Origin of the sequence: Methylibium sp. T29-B (assembly GCF_000576225.1) — a bacterium.
In the GTDB taxonomy this organism is placed as follows: Bacteria; Pseudomonadota; Gammaproteobacteria; order Burkholderiales; family Burkholderiaceae_C; genus Methylibium; species Methylibium petroleiphilum.
Map to the genome: position 1 here is coordinate 1 of NZ_AZSN01000002.1, position 23655 is coordinate 23655.

20 protein-coding genes and 3 pseudogenes are annotated in these 23655 nt (G+C 68.6%); 15 read left to right on the forward strand and 8 right to left on the reverse strand.

Features of this window, described 5'->3' with window-relative positions; all coding sequences use genetic code 11:
- From Y694_RS00445 to Y694_RS00455, 3 genes and pseudogenes are all read left to right on the forward strand, one after another.
- A partial coding sequence (locus Y694_RS00445) for a PHB accumulation regulatory domain-containing protein (RefSeq protein ID WP_036228801.1) occupies positions 1 to 261 on the forward strand: 261 nt, incomplete at its 5' end.
- Positions 262 to 324: 63 nt separating this feature from the next.
- Positions 325 to 1739: pseudogene (gene rimO, locus Y694_RS00450) on the forward strand (30S ribosomal protein S12 methylthiotransferase RimO).
- 7 nt (positions 1740 to 1746) lie between these two features.
- On the forward strand, positions 1747 to 2946 hold the full coding sequence (locus Y694_RS00455; protein ID WP_036228806.1) for a cystathionine beta-lyase: 1200 nt from the start codon (positions 1747 to 1749) through the stop codon (positions 2944 to 2946).
- A gap of 9 nt (positions 2947 to 2955) precedes the next feature.
- Here Y694_RS00455 and smpB read toward each other — a convergent pair whose 3' ends face one another.
- Complete coding sequence (gene smpB / locus Y694_RS00460; RefSeq protein ID WP_011829215.1) at positions 2956 to 3423, reverse strand: SsrA-binding protein SmpB; 468 nt, start codon at positions 3421 to 3423, stop codon at positions 2956 to 2958.
- A 29-nt stretch (positions 3424 to 3452) separates the two neighbouring features.
- Between smpB and Y694_RS00465 the strand changes: the two genes are divergently transcribed.
- Together Y694_RS00465 and Y694_RS00470 are read left to right on the forward strand one after the other, a co-directional pair.
- Positions 3453 to 3914: a type II toxin-antitoxin system RatA family toxin gene (locus tag Y694_RS00465; RefSeq protein ID WP_011829216.1), complete on the forward strand. Its 462-nt coding sequence runs from the start codon at positions 3453 to 3455 to the stop codon at positions 3912 to 3914.
- The gene (locus tag Y694_RS00470) at positions 3901 to 4221 is read left to right on the forward strand and encodes an RnfH family protein (protein WP_036228810.1); all 321 of its coding nucleotides are present in this window, start codon (positions 3901 to 3903) and stop codon (positions 4219 to 4221) included. The genes Y694_RS00465 and Y694_RS00470 overlap by 14 nt, the downstream gene beginning before the upstream one ends.
- On the opposite strand, the gene Y694_RS00475 is transcribed toward Y694_RS00470, so the two are convergent.
- Positions 4205 to 4702, reverse strand: coding sequence for a DUF4124 domain-containing protein (locus Y694_RS00475; RefSeq protein ID WP_011829218.1), 498 nt, complete (start codon positions 4700 to 4702; stop codon positions 4205 to 4207). The genes Y694_RS00470 and Y694_RS00475 overlap by 17 nt on opposite strands.
- 149 nt (positions 4703 to 4851) lie before the next feature.
- Between Y694_RS00475 and guaB the strand changes: the two genes are divergently transcribed.
- The 4 genes and pseudogenes from guaB (at position 4852) to Y694_RS00495 (ending at position 10899) form a co-directional block, all read left to right on the forward strand.
- Positions 4852 to 6321 carry an IMP dehydrogenase gene (gene guaB, locus Y694_RS00480; protein ID WP_011829219.1) on the forward strand — a complete coding sequence of 490 codons (1470 nt, stop codon included), beginning with the start codon at positions 4852 to 4854 and terminating at the stop codon, positions 6319 to 6321.
- Positions 6322 to 6366: 45 nt separating this feature from the next.
- Positions 6367 to 7653, forward strand: a pseudogene (locus tag Y694_RS00485) (MFS transporter); the annotation flags it as partial.
- 24 nt (positions 7654 to 7677) lie between these two features.
- Positions 7678 to 9282, forward strand: a complete 1605-nt coding sequence (gene guaA / locus Y694_RS00490) for a glutamine-hydrolyzing GMP synthase (protein ID WP_011829221.1) — start codon at positions 7678 to 7680, stop codon at positions 9280 to 9282.
- A gap of 216 nt (positions 9283 to 9498) precedes the next feature.
- The gene (locus Y694_RS00495; RefSeq protein WP_051495430.1) at positions 9499 to 10899 is read left to right on the forward strand and encodes a site-specific integrase; all 1401 of its coding nucleotides are present in this window, start codon (positions 9499 to 9501) and stop codon (positions 10897 to 10899) included.
- A 116-nt stretch (positions 10900 to 11015) separates the two neighbouring features.
- On the opposite strand, the gene Y694_RS00500 is transcribed toward Y694_RS00495, so the two are convergent.
- The 5 genes from Y694_RS00500 to Y694_RS00520 all read right to left on the reverse strand — a co-directional run bounded on the left by Y694_RS00500 (position 11016) and on the right by Y694_RS00520 (position 14684).
- Positions 11016 to 13322 (reverse strand): copper-translocating P-type ATPase, encoded by a 2307-nt coding sequence (locus tag Y694_RS00500; RefSeq protein WP_275452070.1) that lies wholly within the window; start codon positions 13320 to 13322, stop codon positions 11016 to 11018.
- Positions 13323 to 13383: 61 nt separating this feature from the next.
- On the reverse strand, positions 13384 to 13650 hold the full coding sequence (locus tag Y694_RS00505; RefSeq protein ID WP_152543424.1) for a hypothetical protein: 267 nt from the start codon (positions 13648 to 13650) through the stop codon (positions 13384 to 13386).
- A gap of 25 nt (positions 13651 to 13675) precedes the next feature.
- Entirely contained in the window at positions 13676 to 13855 is a 180-nt protein-coding gene (locus tag Y694_RS00510; RefSeq protein ID WP_081771227.1) for a DUF2933 domain-containing protein, read from the reverse strand.
- Between the two features lie 70 nt (positions 13856 to 13925).
- Entirely contained in the window at positions 13926 to 14336 is a 411-nt protein-coding gene (locus Y694_RS00515) for a hypothetical protein (RefSeq protein ID WP_036228817.1), read from the reverse strand.
- A gap of 87 nt (positions 14337 to 14423) precedes the next feature.
- Positions 14424 to 14684, reverse strand: coding sequence for a heavy-metal-associated domain-containing protein (locus tag Y694_RS00520; RefSeq protein ID WP_036228819.1), 261 nt, complete (start codon positions 14682 to 14684; stop codon positions 14424 to 14426).
- A 175-nt stretch (positions 14685 to 14859) separates the two neighbouring features.
- Here Y694_RS00520 and Y694_RS00525 point away from each other — a divergent pair, with 175 nt between their 5' ends.
- The 5 genes and pseudogenes from Y694_RS00525 to Y694_RS00545 all read left to right on the forward strand — a co-directional run bounded on the left by Y694_RS00525 (position 14860) and on the right by Y694_RS00545 (position 21799).
- Positions 14860 to 15207: a copper-binding protein gene (locus tag Y694_RS00525; protein ID WP_197028703.1), complete on the forward strand. Its 348-nt coding sequence runs from the start codon at positions 14860 to 14862 to the stop codon at positions 15205 to 15207.
- A 231-nt stretch (positions 15208 to 15438) separates the two neighbouring features.
- Positions 15439 to 15822 (forward strand): hypothetical protein, encoded by a 384-nt coding sequence (locus Y694_RS00530; protein WP_036228823.1) that lies wholly within the window; start codon positions 15439 to 15441, stop codon positions 15820 to 15822.
- Between the two features lie 79 nt (positions 15823 to 15901).
- Complete coding sequence (locus tag Y694_RS00535) at positions 15902 to 17137, forward strand: TolC family protein (protein WP_036228824.1); 1236 nt, start codon at positions 15902 to 15904, stop codon at positions 17135 to 17137.
- Positions 17134 to 18621, forward strand: coding sequence for an efflux RND transporter periplasmic adaptor subunit (locus Y694_RS00540; protein WP_036228826.1), 1488 nt, complete (start codon positions 17134 to 17136; stop codon positions 18619 to 18621). The genes Y694_RS00535 and Y694_RS00540 overlap by 4 nt, the downstream gene beginning before the upstream one ends.
- Positions 18618 to 21799: pseudogene (locus Y694_RS00545) on the forward strand (efflux RND transporter permease subunit). The gene Y694_RS00540 and the pseudogene Y694_RS00545 overlap by 4 nt, the downstream one beginning before the upstream one ends.
- 67 nt (positions 21800 to 21866) lie before the next feature.
- On the opposite strand, the gene Y694_RS00550 reads toward Y694_RS00545, so the two are convergent.
- The gene (locus tag Y694_RS00550) at positions 21867 to 22256 is read right to left on the reverse strand and encodes a DUF2917 domain-containing protein (protein WP_036228828.1); all 390 of its coding nucleotides are present in this window, start codon (positions 22254 to 22256) and stop codon (positions 21867 to 21869) included.
- 173 nt (positions 22257 to 22429) lie between these two features.
- Between Y694_RS00550 and Y694_RS00555 the strand changes: the two genes are divergently transcribed.
- Positions 22430 to 23653, forward strand: coding sequence for an efflux RND transporter periplasmic adaptor subunit (locus tag Y694_RS00555; RefSeq protein WP_051495434.1), 1224 nt, complete (start codon positions 22430 to 22432; stop codon positions 23651 to 23653).
- The last annotated feature ends 2 nt before the right edge of the window (positions 23654 to 23655 follow it).

Below are 23655 nucleotides of genomic sequence, written 5' to 3' on the forward strand. Positions count from 1 at the left end.
CTGCTGGGCTCCTACCTCGAGAAGAACATCCAGGCCTTCACCGAGATGCAGAGCCGCTTCGCCGAGCAGTCCGGGCTGAGCACCGGCAAGGCCTACAGCCCCGAGCTGTGGGCGCAGTTCATGAACGTGCAGGCGCCGATGATGCAGGGCCTGATGAGCAGCTACCTCGACCAGTCGAAGAACCTGTTCGTGCAGATGCAGGAGCAGATGCACAAGCAGACCGAGAGCCTGTTCTCGGCAACCACCGGCGCGAAGAAGTAGCCGCCACCGGCCGGCCTCGGCCCACGCGAAGGCAGGACGACCCGGATCGGCGAAAATCCGCCGATGACCCAGACTGCTGATGCGGCTTCGACCGCCCTGACCTCGGGCGACGCCGCCTCCCGCAACATCCCCAAGATCGGCTTCGTCTCGCTCGGTTGCCCCAAGGCGCTGACCGATTCGGAGCTCATCCTCACGCAACTGCGTGCCGAGGGTTACGACACCTCGAAGAGCTTCGCTGGTGCCGACCTGGTGATCGTCAACACCTGCGGCTTCATCGACGACGCTGTGAAGGAGAGCCTCGACACCATCGGCGAGGCGCTGGCCGAGAACGGCCGGGTCATCGTCACCGGCTGCCTGGGCGCGAAGGCGGGCGAGGGCGGCGGCAACCTGGTGCGCCAGATGCACCCGAGCGTGCTGGCGGTGACCGGGCCGCACGCGACGCAGGAGGTCATGGACGCCGTGCACGTGCACGTGCCCAAGCCGCACGATCCCTTCGTCGACCTGGTGCCGGCCTACGGCGTGAAGCTCACGCCCAGGCACTACGCCTACCTGAAGATCAGCGAAGGCTGCAACCATCGCTGCAGCTTCTGCATCATCCCCAGCATGCGCGGCGACCTGGTGTCGCGGCCGATCGGCGACGTGCTGAACGAGGCACGTGCGCTGTTCGAGTCGGGCGTGAAGGAACTGTTGGTGATCAGCCAGGACACCTCGGCTTACGGCGTCGACGTGAAGTACCGCACCGGCTTCTGGGACGGCAAGCCGGTGAAGACGCGCATGACCGACCTGGTGGAGCGCCTGGGCGAGCTGGCCGAGCACTTCGGCGCGTGGGTGCGGCTGCACTACGTCTATCCCTATCCGCACGTCGACGAGATCCTGCCGATGATGGCCGCCGGCCGGGTGCTGCCCTACCTGGACGTGCCGTTCCAGCACGCGCATCCCGACGTGCTCAAGCGCATGAAGCGGCCCGCCAACGGCGAGAAGAACCTCGAGCGCTGCAGCGCTGGCGCGAGGCTTGCCCGCAGATCGTGGTGCGCTCGACCTTCATCGCTGGCTTCCCCGGCGAGACCGAGGCCGAGTTCGCGCACCTGCTCGACTTCATGCGAGAGGCCCGCATCGACCGGGCCGGCTGCTTTGCCTACTCGCCGGTCGAAGGCGCGAGCGCGAACGCGCTGGCCGGCGCCTTGCCCGAGGCCGTGCGCGAGGAACGCCGGGCGCGCTTCATGGCGGTCGCCGAGGCGGTGTCGGCCGAGAAGCTGCGCGAGCGCGTCGGCGCCGAGATGCAGGTGCTGATCGATGCTGCACCGGCGCTCGGCAAGAAGGGCGGCCGAGGCCGCAGTTACGCCGACGCGCCCGAGATCGACGGCGTGGTGCACCTGCTGCCGCCGCAGAAGGCCTCGAAGCAGTTGCGCGTGGGCGAGTTCACGCGCGCCCGCATCGTCGGCACCCAGGGCCACGACCTGGTGGGCCAACCGCTGTGAGTCGCGCATGAGCGGCGGCAGCGACGACGGACGGCGCGGGGACGATCCGCTCACCACCGGCCTGATCCACCACCGCTACGAGCCGCCGGCTGGCTTCGGCGCGGTGCCGCCGGCGGTGCACAAGGCCTCGACGGTGATCTTCCGCAACGTGGCGGCCCTGCGCGCCCGCAACTGGAAGGAGAAGACCGGCTACACCTATGGCCTGCACGGCACGCCAACCACCTTCACGCTCGAGGAACGCATCGCGACGCTCGAGGGCGGGCGCCGGACCCTGCTGGCGCCGAGCGGCCTCGCGGCGATCGTGCTGGTGAACCTGACCCTGCTCAAGTCGGGCGATGAGGTGCTGCTGCCGGCCAACGTCTACGGTCCCGGCAAGGAGCTGGCACGGCAGGAGCTGGCGCGCCTCGGGGTCACGCACCGGTTGTACGACCCGCTGGATGCCGCGGCACTGGCTGCGATGATCGGACCGCAGACGAAGCTTGTCTGGCTCGAGGCGGCGGGATCGGTGACGATGGAGTTCCCCGACCTGGCCGGCCTGGTGGGTGCCTGCCGGGCGCGGGGCGTGACGACCGCGCTCGACAACACCTGGGGCGCCGGCATCGCCTTCTCGCCCTTCGATCAGGGCGTCGACATCTCGGTGCACGCGCTGACCAAGTACCCGTCGGGTGGTGGCGACGTGCTGATGGGCTCGGTGACGACACGCGACGAGGCGCTGCACCAGCGCCTGACGATGACGCACATGCACCTCGGCCTGGGCGTCGGTGCGAACGATGTGGAGTTCGTGCTGCGCTCGCTGCCGACGCTGGCGCTGCGCTATGCCGCGCACGACGCCGCCGCGCGCCGGCTGGCGGCGTGGTGGCAGACGCGGCCCGAGGTGGTGCAGGTGCTGCACCCGGCACTGGCCGGCGCACCCGGCCATGCGCACTGGGCCGCCAGCTGCCGTGCCGCAGCGGGGCTGTTCTCGGTGGTGTTCGATGCGCGCTTCACGCAGCCGCAGGTCGACGCCTTCGTCGATGCGCTGCGGCTGTTCAGGATCGGCTATTCCTGGGGCGGACCGATGAGCCTGGCGGTACCCTACGACCTGACCGTGCTGCGCGGACCGGCCGCGGCGGGGCAGGGCACGCTGGTGCGTTTCTCGGTCGGGCTCGAGGCCGTGGAGGATCTGCAGGCCGACCTCGAACAGGCCCTGGCCATACTGCCGCCCTGAGGTGTGGGCTCAGGTGTCCTTGCGGGGGCTGCTGATCTTGTGCCGCATCAACTGGCCTTTCTCCCGCTCCCAGTCGCGCTTCTTCTCGGTCTCGCGCTTGTCATGCAGGTCCTTGCCCTTGGCGAGGGCGATGTCGGCCTTCACGCGCCCGCCCTTGTAGTGCAGGTTCAGCGGCACCAGCGTGTAGCCCTTCTGCTCGACCTTGCCGACCAGACGACGGATCTCGTCCTTCTTCATCAGCAGCTTCTTGGTCCGGTCGGCCTGCGGGTGGACGTGGGTGGACGCGGTGCGCAGCGGGTTGATCCGGCAGCCGATCAGGAACAGCTCGCCGTCCTTGACGACGACGTAGCCATCGGTCAGCTGCACCTGGCCGGCGCGGATGGCCTTCACTTCCCAGCCTTCGAGCACCATGCCGGCCTCGAACTGCTCCTCGATGGTGTAGTTGAAGCGGGCCTTCTTGTTGTCTGCGATGGCCATGAAGCCTCTCAATAGAATCGCTTCATTGTATGAAGCACGTCAAGAAGTCCGTTCTGCTGTGGTACTCGGCGCAGGAGATGTACGCACTCGTCACCGACGTGCCGGCCTATCCGCAGTTCCTGCCGTGGTGCGACCGCACCGAGGTGCTCGAATCGACCGAGCACGGCATGACGGCCCGCCTGCATCTGGCCTACCACGGCGTCCGCCACGCTTTCACCACCCGCAACGAGCACCAGGCCGGCCGGTCGGTCGTGGTCTCGCTGGTCGACGGGCCGTTCTCGCAACTGGAGGGTGTGTGGCAGTTCGTGCCGCTGGGCGCCCCGGCCGACGACAGCGCGGCGCCGCGGGCCTGCCGCGTCGAGCTCGACCTGCGCTATGCCTTCAGCAGCCTCGCGCTGGAAGCGGTGGTGAGCCCGGTGTTCGATCGCATCGCCAACACCCTGGTCGACTCCTTCGTCAAGCGCGCCGAGCAGGTGCATGGGCCGCGCTGAGGGTCAGCCGGTGCGGGTGGAGGTGGCCTACAGCCCGCGCGGGCGCGCGGTCGACCTGAGCGAGCTGGTGCTGGCCGAGGGCTGCACCGCGCTGCAGGCGCTGCAGGCGAGCGGCCTGCTGGAGCGGCACCCGGAGATCGACCTGGCGGTGCTGCGCGTCGGCGTGTGGGGACGTCTGTGTCCGACGGACGAACGGCTGCGCGAGGGCGATCGGGTGGAGGTCTACCGACCGCTGACGGTCGATCCGAAGGAAGCGCGGCGCCTGCGCTACCGCCGCCAGCGCAGCCTGCTCAGCGGCACTCGGTGACCATCGCCTGGCGGGTCTGCTCGACCTCTCGGGCACGGGCGGCGTCGTCGAGGATCTCGCGCTCGCCCTGGGCGTTGGTGCGGGCGATGCGCTGGCCGCTGTCGAGCGAGCGCATGTAGGTGCGGGCGCGTTCGCAGTTCTGCGCCTTCTGCTGGGCGACACGTGCCTCGTCGGCGCGTCGCTTGGCGGCCTCTTCCTGCTCGGCCTGCTTGCGCTTGGCCTCGAGCGCGGGATCGCTGGCGCTGGCGGCAGCGGCCGGTGCCGACGCCGCACTCGCGGCGGGCTGCACGACCACCGGCGCAGCGCTCAGCGGGCGCTGCAGGATGTCCTTCGCCGGCGTACCGGAGGGCGGCGGCAGATCGCTGTACTGGACCTGGCCTCGGCCGTCGCGCCACTTCCATTGCGCCTGGGCCGGCAGGCAGGCGACGAGCACGCAGGCGCCGAGCAGGGCGCCGAGCCAGCGGGTGGTGAGTGCGGTCATGGCGCGAGTTTAGCGGTCGACCCGCGAACGGCCGTGCAGCGCGACGGCAGGGGTCCGGTCGCCGGCGGCAGCGAGCGTGCATTCCTCACGCCGGAACGTCGCACAGAGCCGCCTCCGTATAATCTGCTTTTGCGACTGGAGCTTTTCCCATGCGCCTTCTCGGCAAAGCACTCACCTTCGACGATGTGTTGCTGGTGCCCGCCTTCTCCCAGGTCCTGCCGCGCGACACCAGCCTGGCGACGCGTCTGTCCCGCAACATCACGTTGAACCTGCCGCTGGCGTCTGCCGCCATGGACACGGTGACCGAGGCGCGCCTCGCGATCGCGCTGGCGCAGGAGGGCGGCATCGGCATCGTCCACAAGAATCTCAGCCCCAAGCAGCAGGCCGCCGAGGTCTCGCGCGTCAAGCGCTACGAGTCGGGACTCCTGCGCGATCCGATCACCATTTCATCGGGCGTTCGGGTCCAGGACGTGATCAACCTGTCGCGCCAGCACGGCATCTCCGGCTTCCCGGTGGTCGACGACGGCAAGGTCGTCGGCATCGTCACGGGTCGCGACCTGCGCTTCGAGACCCGACTGGATGCGCCGGTGCGCGAGATCATGACGCCGCGCGAGCGCCTCGTCTCGGTCAACGAGGGCGCCACGCTCGAGGAAGCCAAGTCGCTGATGCACCGGCACAAGCTCGAGCGCGTGGTGGTCGTGAACGCCGCCAACGAGCTGCGCGGCCTGTTCACGGTGAAGGACATCACCAAGCAGACCAACTTCCCGAACGCAGCGCGCGACGCCCAGGGCAAGCTGAGGGTCGGCGCCGCGGTCGGTGTCGGCGAGGGCACCGAGGAGCGCGTCGAGGCGCTGGTGAAGGCTGGCGTCGATGCGATCGTCGTCGACACGGCGCACGGCCACAGCAAGGGCGTGATCGAGCGCGTGCGCTGGGTCAAGAGGAACTATCCGCAGGTCGACGTGATCGGCGGCAACATCGCCACCGGCGAGGCGGCGCTGGCGTTGGCCGAGGCGGGCGCCGACGGCGTGAAGGTCGGCATCGGGCCGGGCTCGATCTGCACCACCCGCATCGTCGCTGGCGTCGGCGTGCCGCAGATCACCGCGATCGACAACGTGGCCACCGCGCTCAAGGGCAGCGGCGTCCCGCTGATCGCCGACGGCGGCATCCGCTACTCCGGCGACATCGCCAAGGCCCTGGCCGCCGGCGCCAACACCGTGATGATGGGGGGCATGTTCGCCGGCACCGAGGAAGCGCCGGGCGAGATCGTGCTGTACCAGGGCCGTAGCTACAAGAGCTACCGCGGCATGGGCTCGATCGGTGCCATGCAGCAGGGCAGCGCCGACCGCTACTTCCAGGACAACACGGGCGCCAACCCGAACGCGGACAAGCTGGTGCCCGAGGGCATCGAAGGCCGGGTGCCCTACAAGGGCTCGGTGATCGCCATCCTGTTCCAGATGGCCGGCGGCTTGCGCGCCTCGATGGGCTATTGCGGCTGCGCCTCGGTGGAGGAGATGCGCGAGCGTGCCGAGTTCGTCGAGATCACCTCGGCCGGCATCCGCGAGAGCCACGTGCACGACGTGCAGATCACCAAGGAAGCGCCGAATTACCGCGCCGACTGAACCGACACGGCGGCACGCCGAGGGCGTGTCGATCCGTGGCGCCCGCGCCGACGGCGGGCTGGAAAGACCGAGCCGATGACCTCCCCGCCGCGGGCCCGCGTAGCGGCCATGCCCTTCATCCTGATCACGGTGCTGATCGACATGGTGTCGATCGGCCTGATCATCCCGGTGCTGCCGCTGCTGGTCGGCAGCTTCACCGGCTCGCCCTCCGACACCGCGTTCTGGTTCGGCGTGGTCACCTTCGCCTTTGCGATCGCCAACTTCTTCGGCTCGCCGATCCTCGGCGCACTGTCCGACCGCTACGGGCGCCGGCCGGTGCTGCTGATCGGCTTCTGCGGCCTCGCGCTCAACTTCTTCTTCACGGCGCTGTCGACGGCGCTGTGGATGCTGGTGGCGGTGCGCCTCGTCGGCGGGGCGATGCAGGCGAATGCCGCGGTCGCCAACGCCTACGTCGCCGACATCACGCCGCCCGAACAGCGGGCACGGCGCTTCGGACTGCTGGGCGCGATGTTCGGCCTGGGCTTCATCCTCGGGCCGGTGCTGGGCGGGCTGCTCGGCGCGATCGACCTGCACCTGCCGTTCTACGTGGCAGGCTCACTGGCGCTGGTGAACTGCCTGTACGGCTGGCTGGTGCTGCCCGAGTCGCTGCCTGCCGAGCGCCGGCGTGCGATCGACTGGAAGCGCGCCAACCCGTTCAGCGCGCTCCGGGACCTGGCCGGCCTGAAGGGCGTGGGCTCGCTGGTGGCGGTGCTGGCGCTGTCGGGGCTGGTGCAGTTCACGCTGCACATCACCTGGGTGCTGTACACCACCTACAAGTTCGGCTGGGGACCGCTGGAGAACGGCTGGTCGCTGTTCGCGGTCGGGCTGATGTCGGCCCTGGTGCAGGGCATGCTGCTGGGGCGGCTGCTCAGGCGCTTCAGCGCGCAGCGGCTGGCGGTGACCGGCTTGGTGTCGTCGAGCCTGGCCTATGTCTGCTGGGGCCTCGCGACCGAGGGCTGGATGATGTACGTGGTGATCGCGTGCAACGTGCTCGGGTTCGGCGTCACGGCCTGCCTGCAGAGCATCGTGTCGAACGCTGCCGACCCGCGCACCCAGGGGCAGACGATGGGCGCGGTGTCGTCATTGAACAGCCTGATGGCCGTGGTGGCGCCGGTGATCGGTGCACCGCTGCTCGGCCTGGTGTCGCACCTGCCGCAGGGCGACTGGCGCATCGGCGCCCCCTACTACTTCTGCGCCGTGCTGCAGGCCACGGCCATGCTGCTGGCGCTGCGGCATTTCCGTGCGCAGCGCGGCCAGCGCGCCGCGGCTGTCGCGACCGAATCTCCCGTCTGATCGAACCGTCTCGAGCCCTCCACCATGCACGACAAGATCCTCATCCTCGACTTCGGTTCCCAGGTCACGCAGCTGATCGCAAGGCGCGTCCGCGAGGCGCATGTGTACTGCGAGATCCACCCGAACGACGTGTCGGACGAGTTCATCCGCGAGTTCGCGCCGAAGGGCATCATCCTGTCGGGCAGCCACGCCAGCACCTACGAGGACCACGACCTGCGCGCCCCGCAGGCGGTGTGGGAGCTGGGCGTGCCGGTGCTCGGCATCTGCTACGGCATGTTCACGATGGTGGTCCAGCAGGGCGGCGAGGTTGAGGCCAGCGCGCACCGCGAGTTCGGCTACGCCGAGGTGAGGGCGCATGGCCACACCCGGCTGCTGCAGGGCATCGAGGACTTCAGCACCCCTGAGGGCCATGGCATGCTGAAGGTGTGGATGAGCCACGGCGACAAGGTCACCAAGCTGCCGCCCGGCTTTAAGCTGATGGCCAGCACGCCGAGCTGCCCGATCGCCGGCATGGCCGACGAATCGCGCGGCTACTACGCGGTGCAGTTCCACCCCGAGGTCACGCACACGGTGCAGGGGCGCGCGCTGCTGGAGCGCTTCGTGCTCGAGATCGCGAAGGCGCAGCCCGACTGGGTGATGAAGGATCATGTCGCCGAGGCGGTGGCGGCGATCCGTGCGCAGGTGGGTGACGAGGAGGTGATCCTCGGCCTGTCGGGTGGCGTGGACTCCAGCGTGGCGGCGGCGCTGATCCACCGCGCCATCGGCGACCGGCTGACCTGCGTGTTCGTCGATCACGGCCTGCTGCGCCTGAACGAAGGCGACATGGTGATGGAGATGTTCGCCGGCAAGCTGCACGCGAAGGTGGTCCGCGTCGATGCCGCCGAGCTGTTCATGAACGAGCTGGCCGGCGTGGCCGACCCCGAGGCCAAGCGCAAGATCATCGGCCGGCTGTTCGTCGATGTCTTCAAGGCCGAGGCGGCCAAGCTCAAGGCGAGCGGCGCGGGGCACCGCGGCGCGACCTTTCTGGCGCAGGGCACGATCTACCCGGACGTCATCGAGTCGGGCGGTGCCAAGACCAAGAAGGCCACCACGATCAAGAGCCACCACAACGTCGGCGGCCTGCCCGAGCAGCTCGGCCTGAAGCTGCTCGAGCCGCTGCGCGACCTGTTCAAGGACGAGGTGCGCGAGCTGGGCGTGGCCCTGGGCCTGCCGCACGACATGGTCTACCGCCATCCCTTCCCGGGCCCTGGCCTGGGCGTGCGCATCCTCGGCGAGGTGAAGAAGGACTACGCCGACCTGCTGCGCCGCGCCGACGCGATCTTCATCGAGGAGCTGCGCAACACCGTCGACCCGGCCTCCGGCAAGACCTGGTACGAGCTCACCAGCCAGGCCTTCGCGGTCTTCCTGCCGGTCAAGAGCGTGGGCGTGATGGGCGACGGTCGCACCTACGACTACGTGGTCGCGCTGCGCGCGGTGCAGACCAGCGACTTCATGACCGCCGACTGGGCCGAACTGCCCTATGCGCTGCTCAAGCGCACCTCGGGCCGCATCATCAACGAGGTGCGCGGCATCAACCGCGTGACCTACGACGTGAGCAGCAAGCCGCCAGCGACGATCGAGTGGGAATGAGCCAGAATGGCTCGACAGCGTTCGGCGTAGTTCGCCGAATCGCAAATTCCCGTGACGTGACAATGGGTTAGCGTTCAGGCAGTACATCGGCGTTCATCGTCGACCGCGACCAAGTGACGGTATCCCTGACGGGCTTTGCGCTGCTACGCTGAAGTCGCTCGAAAAGTACCGTCAGGCGGTCTGACGGTATCGGGTGACGGTATCGGTGAGGCCCTCATGTCAGTCGTACGCCACCTGGACGAGTCCGCCAGCGCGGTCCCTTCGCGGGTCCGCTCGCTCACGGATCTCCAGCTCAAGGCCCTGAAGCCGCGGGACAAGGCCTACAAGGTCAGCGACCGGGACGGGCTGTATGCCTACGTGGCGCCTTCCGGGAGCGTCAGCCTGCGGTTCGACTACCGCATCGGCAAGCGGCGGGAGACCCTGACTCTCGGTCGCTACGATCCGACAGCCCCGGCGCGCGTACCCCGGCCCATGGACGTGCTCGACTACGGCATGGGCCTGTCCCTGGCCGAAGCCCGACTCCTGCTGATCAAGGCGAAGCGTTCGCTCGACGAGGGCGTGTCGCCGTCGCGTGCGAAGGCGGAGAAGAAGGCCGCAGAAACCGACGCGCTGACGTTCGGCAAGTGGGTCGAGCGCTACTTCGAGTTCAAGGGCGACCCGAAGAGCAAGGGCGAGCAGCTCGCCGACAGCACGCTCGCGATGCGTCGATCGACCTACAAACGCGCGCTGGAGAAGCCGCTCGGCAGGTTGATGCTTGAGGAGATCACGCCGAACCGGCTCGCCGCCCTGTGCGATGACATCAAGGCACAGCGGGGTCCGGCTGTGGCAGTGCACGCGCGGGAAATCGTCCTGATGGTCTACCGGCATGTCCAGCGCAAGGGGATCGAGGTGTCGAACCCGGCCGAGCGCGTGCAGGCGAGCGCCATCGCCCGCTTCGAGCCGCGTGATCGGGCGTTGTCCCCGAGCGAGCTGCGCCTGTTCCTCGCGGCGCTTGATCAGGCTGCGACGATGCCCACGCTGCGGCTGGCCGTTCGCTTCGTGCTCCTGACGGGCGTTCGCAAGGGCGAGTTCATCGGCGCGACCTGGGACGAGGTCGACTTCGACGGCGAGACCTGGACCATTCCATCGCGCAGGATGAAGGGCGGCAAGCCGCACATCGTCTACCTGAGCGACCAGGCGCTGGACATCCTGACGACGCTGCGATCGTGCTTCTCGGCGAGCCGCTATCTGCACCCCGGACGGTACGACAGCGATCTTCCGATCAGCGATGCGACCCTGAACCGGGTCATCGCCATGGCAATTAGCCGAATTCAGACGACGGTGCCGGACTTCCTGCCGTTCACCGTGCACGACCTGAGACGGACGTTCAGCACCTCGCTGAACAGGGCCAAGTTCGATGAGCGCTGGATCGAGATGGCCCTGGCGCATGCCCCTCGAAACCGCATCGCCGCAACCTACAACGTCGCGCGCTATGCAGCCGAGCGTCGAATCATGATGCAGGCCTGGGCGGACATGCTGACCCTGTGGGAACAAGGCAAGTCAGCACGGGACGTGATTGCGAAGGCCAGGCGAGATGCTTCCGAAGTGATGGACCTGGAACTTGCCGACGATCTTTGATCGCCCTTGTTGGTGTCGCTGAAGCTCTGACGGACCCGCCTTCGGCATCGGGCGACTGCCGGCTTGGAGGACACCCGTTCAAGGTGAAACCGAAGCCGGCGCAAGCCCTGCCTGCGTCAGTCCACCTTCGCCGTCCGCAGGCGCAATGCGTTGCCGATCACGCTCACCGACGACAACGCCATCGCCGCCGCGGCGACCACCGGTGACAGCAGCAGCCCGAAGAACGGGTACAGGACGCCGGCCGCGAGCGGAATGCCCGCGACGTTGTAGGCAAAGCTCAGGAACAGGTTCTGCCGGATGTTCTTCATGGTTGCGTGCGACAGCGTGCGCGCCCGCACGATCCCCATCAGGTCGCCCTTGAGCAGAGTGATCCCCGAACTCTCCATCGCCACATCGGTGCCGGTCCCCATCGCGATGCCCACGTCGGCTGCAGCCAAGGCTGGCGCGTCGTTGACGCCGTCGCCGGCCATCGCCACCACCCGGCCCTCGGCCTTCAAACGCTGCACGACCGAGGCCTTGTCCTCGGGGAAGACCTCGGCCACGACCTCGTCGATGCCGAGTTCGCGGCCGACCGCCTCGGCCGTGGTCTTGCCGTCGCCGGTCAGCATGACGATGCGCACGCCCGCGCCCTTGAGAGCCCGCAGGGCCTGGGCCGTCGTCACCTTGATCGGGTCGGCAATCGCCACGAAGCCTGCCAGCGCGCCGCCCACGCCGACGAAGATGACCGTCGCCGCCTTCTGGCGCTGCGCCTCCGCTGCGGCGACCTGGATCGCCGTGTCGATGCCGTGCTCGGCCAGGAACTTGGCGCTGCCCGAGACGATCACCTGGCCGTCGACGGTGCCGATGACACCCTTGCCGACGGGCGAGTCGAAGTCCGTGACGGGCGACAGCGGCAGCTTGCGGTCCTGCGCGTCCATCACGATGGCCATCGCCAGCGGATGCTCACTGGCACGCTCGACGCTCGCGAGCTTCTGCAGCACGGCGTCGGCGGTGAAGCCCGGCGCGGGCTCGATGTGAACAACTTTGGGCCGGCCCTCGGTCAGCGTCCCGGTCTTGTCAACGACCAGCGTGTCGACCTTCTCCATGCGTTCGAGCGCCTCGGCGTCGCGGATCAGCACGCCGTTCTGCGCGCCACGGCCGACACCCACCATGATCGACATCGGCGTGGCCAGCCCCAGCGCACAGGGGCAGGCAATGATGAGCACGGCTACCGCCGTGATCAGCGCGTAGCTGAACGCCGGCGACGGCCCCCAGACCAGCCAGGCGACGAACGTCAACACCGCCACGCCGATCACCACGGGGACAAACCAGCCCGCCACCTCGTCGGCCATGCGCTGGATGGGAGCCCGGCTGCGCTGGGCGGCGGCCACCATGTGCACGATCTGCGAGAGCAGGGTGTCGGCGCCGACCTTCTCGGCGCGCATCACGAAGCCACCGGTCTGGTTCAGCGTTCCGGCCGTGACCTTGGAGCCCATCGCCTTCGCCACCGGGATCGGCTCGCCGGTCACCATCGACTCGTCGACGTTGCCCTTGCCCTCGGTGAGTTCGCCGTCGACCGGCACCTTCTCGCCGGGGCGCACGCGCAGCAGGTCTCCGACCTGGATGGCGTCGACCTGGACGGCTTCGTCGCTGCCGTCGGCGTTCACCTTCACCGCCGTCTTCGGTGCCAGGCCAAGCAGGGCCTTGATGGCGCCCGAGGTCTTCTCACGGGCGCGCAGCTCGAGCACCTGGCCGAGCAGAACGAGCACGGTGATGACCGCCGCCGCCTCGAAGTAGATCGCGACGGCGCCATCGGCCATGCGCAGGTTCGCGGGGAACAGCTGCGGTGCCACCGTGCCGACGATGCTGTAGAGCCAGGCCGCGCCGGTGCCCAGCGCGATGAGTGAGAACATGTTCAGGCTGCGGTTCTTCACCGACGCGACGGCGCGCACGAAGAAGGGCCAGCCCGCCCACAGCACCACCGGGGTGCCGAGAAGCAGCTGTATCCAGTTCGACATCTGCTGGCCGAGCACGTGACTGAGGTTCGTCAGGTGGCCGCCCATCTCCAGCGCGAAGACAGGCACGGTCAGTGCGGTGCCGATCCAGAAGCGCTTCGTCATGTCGCGCAGCTCGGGGCTCTCGCCTTGCTCGGCAGTGGCCAGCACGGGCTCCAGCGCCATGCCGCAGATGGGGCAGCTCCCCGGTCCCATCTGGCGCACCTGTGGGTGCATCGGGCAGGTGTATTCAACCTGGCTTGTGTCGACACCGGGGACTGGTTTCGGCTGCGACGGTGCGTGGGCGTGGTGCCCGTGGTCGTGGTGGCCGTGCGCCGCGTGGTCGTGGTGCCCGCCCTTCATCACGGTGCCGTCGGGCATCACGTGGGTGCCTTCGGCCGCATGCACGTGATGCGCGTGATCGTGGGTGGTGCTGGTGCGGTCGGGCATGGCGCTCTCCTGTTGTCGCCGACAGTCTCCACCTTGTCCCGGTGGGAAGGTCAAGGGCGCGCTATCGAGCGGCGAAGACGGCTGCAATCCACAGGCCGAGCACGGCCAAGCCAAGCCAGCATAGCCAGAACAATGCCCGCTCCCACCAGAGGGGTGGCCCGTCCTGACGCTCGAGCTGGACCTTCAGGGTCATGCCGATGCCGTGGACGAGTGCGCCGCCAGCGAGCAGCGGCAGGGCGTAGGCGCGGAGCCACTCCGGCAGTAACAGTGCCGCTCCAGCGCCCAGAGCGATGGCTCCCAGCCCCGAGGCCAGCTCGGCAGCCTTCACGTGACCGCGAGGCCCGGACTTCATGTCAAGGCGGCGGCGTATGGTCCTTGCGCTGCCCGTGGTCGCGATGGCCATGGTGCCCGTGTCCATGGAAGAAGTGCATCAGCGGGCATGCCAGCAGGAACAGGTAAGGGATGGCCTGCGTCACGTGCGTCAAATGCTCGGTGAGCAGGTAATAGATGCCGACCGCGCCCGCGACGAGCATAAAGGCGCCCAACGGCGAGCGCCAGCGCGACGGTGGAGTGGGATCCTGGGGATGCATGACCCGCCTCGACCTACTTGGCCGCTGGCGCCTTCATCGCCTCGCGGTCCATCATCATCTTCATCATCATTTCCATCATGTCCATGCGCTTGCCCATCATCTCCGGGCTCATGGGCATGCCGCCCATCCCCATACCGCCCTTGCCGCTGCGCATCTGGCCCATCATCGCCATGTTGTCCTGCATGAGCTTCATGTGCTCCTGCATCAGCCGGGACCGATCCTCCGGCGTCTTGGCAGCCATCATCCTGTCGTGCATCTCCTGCATCGACTTCATCATCGAGTCCATCTGCCCGGGTGTCGGTGCCGCGGGACCGGCAGCTGCGGTACCTGGCGGGTGATGGGCGGCGTGGTCCTGTTCCTTGGGGCCAGCGGCACACCCGGCCAGCACGAACGAGGTGCCGAGTGCTGCGAGGGCGAGCTTCATATGGCCTCCTGAGATTGCGTCGGTCAGTATGTGCGCGGCACCTGCTGTGCGGCCTTGACATGCCTCAAAGGCTTCTGCACTCCCAGGTCAGCTGCGGCATCCGCAGCAGCCACCCGTCTTCACGGGCTCTGCCACCACCGTCGCGGCCTGCACCGGCACGGGCGTGTAGCCGGCCTCGGCGATGGCGTCGTTCAGTTCCTGGGCGTCCGCTTCGGTCGGCTCCACCATGACGAGATGCTGCGCCAGGTCGATGGTGACCTTCGCATCCTTGTCGGTGGCCTTGATGGCCTTGGTGATGGTGCTGACGCAGTGGCCGCAGGTCATGTCGTCTACGCGGAAGACTTGCATCGCTTGCTCCTTGGGTTGTCGATGGCGTCATCATTGACCTTGCCACTGTGACAAGGTCAACACTGCTGGGCGTGCCTCTCCAATCGTTGACCTCGGACGGAACCCGAGCCGTATTCGAAGAGTCAACGCGGCGAGCGGGTGTGCCTTACCTCACCGCACGAAACCGGAGCTCTCCATGAAGCTGTATTCGCTTGTTGTTGGCACTGCAATGACTTTGTCTGGCGCGGCCTTCGCCCAGACCTCGACCGCGGACCACTCGGCGCATCACCCTCCTGCTGCATCTGCCGCTGCGGCTGCAACTGCGACCAGCGAAGGCGAAGTCCGTAAGGTCGACAAGGAGCAAGGCAAGGTGACGCTGAAGCATGGCCCCATCGCCAACCTCGACATGCCAGGCATGACGATGATCTTCAAGGTCGCCGACCCCAAGATGCTCGACAACCTCAAGCCAGGCGACAAGGTGAAGTTCGCGGCGTCCAACAAGGACGGTGCCATCACCGTCACGGCCATCGAAGTGGCGAGGTGAGGATCGCATCTGCAACCTCCTTCTGTCGCTGACGCTGGTTGCAGGCACGACCGACGGGTCAGCGCAGCACGTCGACCACCACGTTCAGGCCGGCGGCCATGCCGGCCTGTAGGGCTTGGAAATCAAGGCGCCGTCGGCCGCGCAGATCCCGGGTGGCCGGGATGACCCAGGTCAAGCCACGCGTGCCGGCCCACGCTCGAATTCGGCAAGGACGCTAGACTGTCCTGATCCATGCTGCGTCGTCGCCTATTCCGCCTCATCACCGCAGTCCTTGCGGTGATGTCGCTGCTGTTCTCGCAGCTGGCGCTGGCGAGCTATGTCTGCCCGGGCCAGCCGGACATCGAAGCCATGGCCGCGATGGCCGAAGCGGGCACGCCCTGCGAAGGCATGGACCAGGACCAAGCGGTCCTGTGCCACCAGCACTCCGCCGACCCTGGCAAGACCTTCGAGGCGGTGAAGCTGCCGGCGGTGGGCCAGCCGGTGGTCGCGCAGGTGCTTGAGCTGCCGCTGGTGCTCGAGGCCCAGCAGGCTCGCGCCGTCCCGACGACGGCCACGCCGGAGGCCCAGCCGCCTCCGGACCCGCTCTTCCTGTCCACGCTCAGACTCAGGGTCTGACCCGCTCCGTCGACTGACCGGTGCTGGTGCGGCATGTCCGCACGCAAGCCACGTTCCCGCTCGTCCTCGGAGTCTTTCGATGTCCATCCACATCCTGCGCGCAGCCGCTTTGGCCGCCGCCTTGCTTTCGGCCAACTGGGCCACCGCGGCACCCTTGTCGCTCGAACAGGCCCTGGACCTGGCGGCCCAACGCTCGCAGATGGCACGCGCCGCACGAGCCGGTGCGACAGGCGCGGCCGAGATGGCGCGTGCCTCCGGGCAGCAGCCCGACCCGATGCTTGCCGTCGGCATCGACAACCTGCCCGCGACCGGCTCGAACCGCTTCCGCACGAGCGCCGAGGAGATGACGATGAAGCGCATCGGCATCGCCCAGGAGTGGGTCCCGGCCGACAAGCGCACCGCACGCGAGGCCGTGGCCAACGCGGTCGCCGGCCGCGAGTTGGTTGCTGAGCATGTCGCGGTGGCCGAGGCTCGCCTGCAGACCGCGCTGGCCTACATCGACGCCTATTACGCGGGCATGGCGCTGGAGCTCACCACGCTCAACGAGAAACATGCCCGCGAAGAGCTCGAGGCCGGCAAGGGCCGCCTGGCGACGGTCTCTGGCAGCAGCGCCGAGGTGCTCGGCCTGGCCGGTGCTGTCGGCGTGGCCGAGGACGAGTCTGCCGACCAGCGACAGCAACAGGGCGCCGCGGCCGCGGTGCTGCAGCGCTGGACCGGCATGCCGGTCGACGGGCTGTCGGAGCCGCGAACAGCGACCGTCCCCGCGCTGGACGCGTACGTCGCCGCACACCCGGTCGTCGTGACCAAGCTGCGCGACATCGAGGTCGCCCGCCAGGAAGCCTCGGCGGCCACCTTGAACCGCAAGCCCAACTGGACCTGGGAGGTGTCGTACGGACAGCGGCAGGGCATGTCGGACCTCGTCTCCTTCGGGGTGCGCATTCCCTTGCCCGTTGCGCCCGCCGCCCGACAAGACCGCGAGACAGCCGCCCGGCTGGCACTTGTGGACAAGGCGGAGGCAGAACTCGAAGAGGCACGGCGCGCAGCGGCGGGCGAGTACGCGGCACTCGTCAGCGACGCCCGGCGGCTGCAGGAACGCATGGAGCGCTTCGACGCCGGCGTGCTGACTCCCCTGCGGCAACGCACCGCAGCCACGCTGGCCGCCTACCGCTCCAACCAGGCCAGCCTGGTGATGCTGTTCGAGGCGCGCCATGCCGAGGTCGAGGCGCAGCGCAAGCTGCTGGCGCTCCGGCGCGACCTGACCAAGACACAGGCGCAACTCGCCTTCAAGCCGATTGCGCAAGGAGCCGTGCGATGAGCCGCCTTCAAGTCTCTCTCGTTGCCCTGGCCGCGGTGGCCGGGATTGCCGGTGCCGCGTTCTACCTGGGCCGCAGCACCGCCGACCACGCCTCGATGGCGTCATCCGCCACGGCTTCATCGGGGGCCGAGCGCAAGGTCCTGTATTGGCACGACCCGATGGTGCCGGGCCAGAAGTTCGACAAGCCGGGCAAGTCGCCGTTCATGGACATGCAGCTCGTGCCGGTCTATGCCGATGAAGCCGGCGACAGCGGCGTCAAGGTGAGTCCGCAGGTCCAGCAGAACCTCGGCATCCGAACGGCCGTGGTGACGAGGGCGGAGGTCAGCTCCTCGTTCGATGCGGTGGGCGCGGTGCAGTTCGACGAGCGATTGAGCGTGGCTGTGCAGACACGGACCGCCGGCTACCTCGAGCGGCTCGCCGTCCGGGCGCCGATGGAGAGGGTGGTCAAGGGGCAAGCCCTGGGCACGGTGTTCGCGCCGGATTGGCTCGGGCCGCTGAACGACATCGTCGCCCTGACGAAGGCGGGCGCATCGCCGGAGCTGCTGGCGGCTGCCCGAGAGCGCACCCGCGCGATGTCCATCCCTGCCGAGCTGGTCCGCCAGGCCGAGGCAGGCGGGACGCCACAGGCGCGCTACACGCTCGTCGCGCCCGCGAGTGGCGTCATCGCGGAGCTCGGCGTGCGGGAGGGAGTAGCGGTCTCTCCCGGCATGACACTGTTCCGCATCGCCGGCCTGGAGCGCGTCTGGGCCGTCGCCGAAGTGCCCGAGGCGCAGGCTGTGCGGCTCCAGCGCGGCCAGAAGGTGAATGCCGTCCTGCAGGCTGACCCGACGCAAAGCTTCACCGGAACAATGCAGGAGGTCCTGCCCCAGGTGAACGCGGCCACGCGCACCCTGCAGGCCCGCTTCGAGGTCGACAACCGTGGCGGCAGGCTGGTGCCCGGCATGTTGCTGCGCCTGCAATTCGCTGGCCCGGTTGCGTCCCGGCTCGTCGTACCTGCCGAATCGGTCATCCGCACCGGCACGCGCGCTGTCACCATCGTGCGCAAGGCCGACGGGACCTTCGAGCCGCGCGAGGTGAAGCTCGGCGTCGAACTGGGCGAGCAGCTCGAGGTGGTCCAGGGGCTGGCGGAAGGCGATGAGGTGGTCGCCAGCGGTCAGTTCCTCGTGGACTCGGAAGCGCGCCTGCGGTCGGTGCTCGGCAGCATGGCTTCGGCCCAGCCGGCATCCGCCGCGGCATCGACGGCCAGCTCGGGCACCTTCACGGCGCAGGGCAAGGTGGAGAGCGTCGATGCGGACAGCATCACCATCTCGCACGGTCCCGTGCCGGCGTTGAAGTGGCCAGAGATGACGATGGGCTTCGGCAAGGCCGACCCGAATGCCTTCGCCGACGTCAAGCCCGGCGACACAGTGCAGTTCGAGTTCCGGCAGGGCGGGCCGATGGACTACGAACTGGTCTCCATTCAGCGCAAGGGAGCGGCGAAGTGATTGCCGCGCTCATCCGCTGGTCGGTGGTCAACCGCTTCCTGGTGCTCATCGCGACCGCCTTCCTCGTGGTGGCCGGCCTGTGGTCGGTGTCGCGCACACCCGTCGACGCCTTGCCCGACCTGAGCGACGTGCAGGTGATTGTTCGCACCACCTACCCCGGCAAGCCGCCGCAGGTGGTGGAGGACCTGGTCACCTATCCGCTGACCACGACCATGCTCAGCGTGCCCGGTGCCAAGACCGTGCGCGGCTATTCGTTCTTCGGCGATTCCTTCGTCTACATCCTGTTCGACGACAAGACCGACCCGTACTGGGCCCGGTCCCGCGTCGTCGAGTACCTGAACCAGGTGCAGAGCCGGCTGCCGCCGGGGGCGACTGCTGCCCTCGGGCCGGACGCCACCGGCGTGGGCTGGGTCTACGAGTACGCCCTCGTTGACCGCAGCGGCAAGAACGACCTGGGACAGCTGCGCGCCTTGAACGACTGGTTCCTGAAGTTCGAGCTCAAGACCGTGCCCGACGTGGCCGAGGTGGCCAGCATCGGCGGCATGGTGCGGCAGTACCAGGTGGTGCTCGACCCCGACCGCATGCGCCAACTCGGCGTCACGCAGAGCATGGTGATGGAGGCGCTGCGCAAGGCCAACCAGTCCTCGGGCGGCTCGGTCGTCGAGCTGGCAGAGGCCGAGTACATGGTGCGCTCGCAGGGCTTCCTGAAGTCGCTCGACGACTTCCGTGGCATCCCCATCGCCTTGACCGGTGCCACGCCGGTGCTGCTGCGTGATGTCGCCTTCGTGCAGATGGGCCCGGAGATGCGCCGGGGCATTGCCGAACTCGACGGGGAGGGCGAGGTCGCGGGCGGCGTCGTCGTGATGCGTTCGGGCAAGAACGCCCGCACGACCATCGCGGCAGTGAAGGCCAAGCTGGAAGCCTTGAAGCCCAGCCTGCCCCCGGGCGTCGAGGTCGTGGAGACCTACGACCGCTCCAAGCTCATCGACCGGGCCGTCGACAACCTACAGGTGAAGCTTATCGAGGAGTTCGTCGTCGTCGCGCTCGTGTGCGCGGTCTTCCTGTTCCACCTGCGCTCAGCGCTCGTCGCGGTGGTCACGCTGCCCGTCGGTGTGCTTACTGCCTTCATCGTGATGTACTGGCAGGGCATCAGCGCCAACATCCTGTCGCTGGGGGGCGTGGCCATCGCACTCGGCGCGATGGTCGACGCGAGCGTGGTGCTCGTCGAGGCGGTGCACAAGCAGCTCGAACACTTCGAGGACGAGCATGGAAGGCAGCCCGGCCTCTCCGAACGCTGGGCGCTGGTGACGCAGGCCTCGGTCGAGGTGGGGCCGGCGCTCTTCTTTTCGCTGCTGGTCATCACGCTGTCCTTCCTGCCGGTCTTCACGCTGGAGGCGCAGGAGGGGCGTCTGTTCTCGCCGCTGGCCTTCACCAAGACCTATGCGATGGCCGCAGCCGCGGGGCTGTCGGTGACGCTGGTGCCGGTGCTGATGGGCTACCTCATCCGGGGCCGCATCCCGAAGGAGACGGCGAACCCGGTCAACCGCTTCCTCATCGCCGTCTACCGGCCTGCGCTTGAGGCGGTGCTGCGCTTTCCGAAAGCGACGCTGCTCGCGGCGGCGGTCGTGCTTGCCGCGACGCTCGTTCCTTGATGCGCCTGGGCGGCGAGTTCATGCCGCCCCTCGACGAGGGCGACCTGCTCTACATGCCGTCGGCGCTGCCGGGCCTGTCGGTGTCGAAGGCGACCGAGCTGCTGCAGCAGACCGACCGCCTCATCAAGACGGTGCCCGAGGTCGAACGTGTGTTCGGGAAGGCCGGCCGCGCCGACAGCGCCACCGACCCGGCGCCGCTGGAGATGTTCGAGACCACCATCCAGTTCAAGCCGCGCGCGCAGTGGCGGCCTGGCATGACGCCCGACAAGCTGGTCGACGAACTGGACCGCGCCGTCAAGGTGCCGGGCCTGTCGAACATCTGGGTGCCGCCCATCCGCAACCGCATCGACATGCTGGCCACGGGCATCAAGAGTCCCGTCGGCATCAAGGTCGCGGGCACGGACTTGGCGGTCATCGACAAGTTGACGACGCAGATCGAGTCGGTTGTGAAGAACGTGCCAGGTGTGTCGTCGGCACTGGCGGAGCGACTCACCGGTGGTCGCTACATCGACATCGATGTCGACCGGGCGGCGGCGGCGCGCTACGGCCTATCAATGGCGGACGTACAAGCCATCGTTGCGACGGCCATCGGCGGCGAGAACGTCGGCGAGGTCGTCAGTGGACGGGAGCGGTTCCCCATCAACGTGCGCTATCCACGGGAGATTCGGGACTCGCTCGAACGCCTGCGCACGCTGCCCTTCGTGACGGACCGGGGTGCACAGCTACTCCTCCAGGACGTGGCCCGCGTGAGGCTGGCCGAAGGACCGCCGATGCTGCGCAGCGAGAACGCGCGCCTGTCGGGCTGGGTCTACGTCGATGTGCGCGGGCGCGACCTGCGCTCGGTGGTCGTGGACATGCAGGCCGCCGTGGCAGGGCAGGTGGCGATGCCGGCGGGTTACGCCGTCTCGTGGTCGGGCCAGTTCGAGTACCTCGAGCGAGCCACGGAGCGCCTGAAGCTCGTCGTACCCGCCACGCTGGCGGTCATCTTCGTGCTGCTCTACCTGCTGTTCCGGTCCGTGGGCGATGCGGCACTGGTGATGGCGGCCGTGCCGTTCTCGCTGGTCGGCGGGTTCTGGCTCATCTGGGTGATGGGGCATGCCATCTCGGTGGCCACGGCCGTCGGGTTCATCGCACTGGCGGGTGTCGCAGCCGAGTTCGGCGTGGTGATGCTCGTCTACCTGAAGAACGCGCTCGACCGGCGTCTTGCGGCTGGCGAGCCGGACAACCCGGATACCTTGCTTGCCGCCGTCCGCGAAGGCGCCGTGCTGCGCGTGCGTCCCAAGGCGATGACGGTGGCGGTCGTGATGGCCGGCCTGCTGCCCATCCTGTGGGGTGGCGGTACCGGATCAGAGGTGATGACCCGCATCGCCGCGCCCATGGTCGGTGGCATGGTGACCGCCCCGCTTCTCAGCATGTTGGTCGTTCCAGCGGCGTGGTACCTGCTGGGCCTTCGCCGTGTACGTCAGCGGAGCCGGCAGGAGTTCGTGGCACGTGAGCCGGCAGACCCGCCGACTGCCGTCGCCTGAACACGCCGGCTGCAGAAAGAGCGTGGATTTGTAGAGCGACGCTGCAGGCGCGGCGGCGTCTGTCGCGTCAGGTGGAACCCGCCAGCGCCCGGATTGAGCCGAGTGCGGGACGGATGCCGGAGACCATGGCATTCCAGGCCGCCGCGAAGGCACCGCGTGCCGGAAGGGGCCGCGGCATCCGGTAATGCAGCGGGCCGTGCCCGTAGACCTCCAGTCGAGCGTGCCCGAAGGCCGACACCCGCAGCTCGCACTCGCGCGTCAGGACGTGCACGTCACCGGGCGCCAGGAGGATGTCGTCAGGCTCGCCGTCGACGGTGGCCCACACGGTCCCGCCGGCGCTGCGCAGCAGGTCCCCCGCACGAACCGACAGGGTCAACAGGTGCTGATCGTCCAGCCGGATTTCGGTGCGCGTGCCGATGCCGAAGGGCTGCGAGCGAGGTGTCTTCATCGCGTTCATGTCCGTGCTCCTGTGGAAGAGGGGGTGCACGGAAGTCTTTTCCTTGCCACGGCGTCAAGGTCAAGGTCGATCCATCGCAGTCGGCCACCTCGCGCGATGGCCCGCGATGGGCGCTTGACCTTGCCACAGCGGCAATCCGCAGCATGCCGGCATTCCAACCCCAGGAGCCGAACATGAAGACCACCCACGAACCCCGTGTGCCGCGCGCACGCAGCCTTCCGGCCACGCTGGCCATCGGCGCGATCTCCGTGCTTGCCGCCGCGGTGCTGGCCGCATGCCAGCCCGCCGTGCCTGACGCACAGGCGGCCCCTGCCGCAGCCCCTCAGGCGCCGACGGTGCCGGTCGCCCTGGTGCGCTCCGTGGCGATGGACGTCGGGCCGACGCAGGTGGCTCGTGTCGAAGCCGCGCAGCAGGTCGAACTGCGCACCCGTGTGTCCGGGCCCATCGACGCAATGCTGTTCCGCGAAGGCGATGCGGTTCGCGCCGGCCAGCCGCTGTTCCAGATCGACCCGAGGCCCTTCGACGCGGCGCTGGCCCGTGCACGCGCCGAGCTTCAACTGGCGAAGGCGCGTGAGACCTTGACCGGCACCGAGGCCGAGCGGGCCCGCCAACTGCACGCTGACCGCGCGATCGCCGGCGAGGAGATGGAGCGCCGTGTGGCGGCCCATGCCGAAGCGCAGGCGCGGCGTGCCGCGGCCGAGGCCGCCGTGCAGACGGCCCAGTTGGAGCGCGACTTCACGCTGGTGCGCTCGCCGATCGACGGCCGCATCGGCCGTGCGCTCGTGACGGCCGGCAACGTCGTCACCGCCGGCGGCAACGCCACGCCGCTGGCCACGCTGGTCAGCATCGCGCCGCTGCATGTGCACATCGACGTGGCCGACCGCAGCCTGCTGCAGCGCCTGGCCGAGAACCGTGGCGCCAAGGGCTGGCGGGCTCGCATCCTCGACGCCGACGGCCAGCGCGAGCTGGCACTCGCGCCGATCGACTTCACGAACCACTCCATCGATGCCGCCACCGGCACGGTACGCCTGCGCGCCCGAGTCGATGCCGCGGTGCCCGGCCTCATGCCTGGCCAGTACGTGCGTGCGCAGCTGGTGACGGGCACAGCCCAGCCTGTGCTGCTGGTGCCCGACAAGGCCATCGGTACCGACCAGGGCCGGCGCTTCGTGCTCGTGGTCACCGAGGCCGGCCAGGTCGAATACCGCCCGATCGGCGTCGGCGCGGCGCAGGGCGCCGACCGCATCGTGACCGAAGGGCTGAAGGCGGGCGAGCAGGTGATCGTCTCGGGCCTGATGCGCGTGCGTCCGGGCATGGCGGTCAAGCCTCAGCCTGCCCAAGGGCCTGCGGAGCCGGCGCAGGGGCAGGCGCAGAACGGCGTCGAGCCCGACCGTTCCTGATC

Bases quoted from the DNA above. Each gene is read 5' to 3' on its own strand.
- Y694_RS00455 (WP_036228806.1), top strand. From the start codon at position 1,747: ATGAGCGGCGGCAGCGACGACGGACGGCGCGGGGACGATCCGCTCACC.
- smpB (WP_011829215.1), bottom strand. From the start codon at position 3,423: ATGGCCATCGCAGACAACAAGAAGGCCCGCTTCAACTACACCATCGAG.
- Y694_RS00465 (WP_011829216.1), top strand. From the start codon at position 3,453: ATGAAGCACGTCAAGAAGTCCGTTCTGCTGTGGTACTCGGCGCAGGAG.
- Y694_RS00470 (WP_036228810.1), top strand. From the start codon at position 3,901: ATGGGCCGCGCTGAGGGTCAGCCGGTGCGGGTGGAGGTGGCCTACAGC.
- Y694_RS00475 (WP_011829218.1), bottom strand. From the start codon at position 4,702: ATGACCGCACTCACCACCCGCTGGCTCGGCGCCCTGCTCGGCGCCTGC.
- guaB (WP_011829219.1), top strand. From the start codon at position 4,852: ATGCGCCTTCTCGGCAAAGCACTCACCTTCGACGATGTGTTGCTGGTG.
- guaA (WP_011829221.1), top strand. From the start codon at position 7,678: ATGCACGACAAGATCCTCATCCTCGACTTCGGTTCCCAGGTCACGCAG.
- Y694_RS00495 (WP_051495430.1), top strand. From the start codon at position 9,499: ATGTCAGTCGTACGCCACCTGGACGAGTCCGCCAGCGCGGTCCCTTCG.
- Y694_RS00500 (WP_275452070.1), bottom strand. From the start codon at position 13,322: ATGCCCGACCGCACCAGCACCACCCACGATCACGCGCATCACGTGCAT.
- Y694_RS00510 (WP_081771227.1), bottom strand. From the start codon at position 13,855: ATGCTCGTCGCGGGCGCGGTCGGCATCTATTACCTGCTCACCGAGCAT.
- Y694_RS00515 (WP_036228817.1), bottom strand. From the start codon at position 14,336: ATGAAGCTCGCCCTCGCAGCACTCGGCACCTCGTTCGTGCTGGCCGGG.
- Y694_RS00520 (WP_036228819.1), bottom strand. From the start codon at position 14,684: ATGCAAGTCTTCCGCGTAGACGACATGACCTGCGGCCACTGCGTCAGC.
- Y694_RS00525 (WP_197028703.1), top strand. From the start codon at position 14,860: ATGAAGCTGTATTCGCTTGTTGTTGGCACTGCAATGACTTTGTCTGGC.
- Y694_RS00530 (WP_036228823.1), top strand. From the start codon at position 15,439: ATGCTGCGTCGTCGCCTATTCCGCCTCATCACCGCAGTCCTTGCGGTG.
- Y694_RS00535 (WP_036228824.1), top strand. From the start codon at position 15,902: ATGTCCATCCACATCCTGCGCGCAGCCGCTTTGGCCGCCGCCTTGCTT.
- Y694_RS00540 (WP_036228826.1), top strand. From the start codon at position 17,134: ATGAGCCGCCTTCAAGTCTCTCTCGTTGCCCTGGCCGCGGTGGCCGGG.
- Y694_RS00550 (WP_036228828.1), bottom strand. From the start codon at position 22,256: ATGAACGCGATGAAGACACCTCGCTCGCAGCCCTTCGGCATCGGCACG.
- Y694_RS00555 (WP_051495434.1), top strand. From the start codon at position 22,430: ATGAAGACCACCCACGAACCCCGTGTGCCGCGCGCACGCAGCCTTCCG.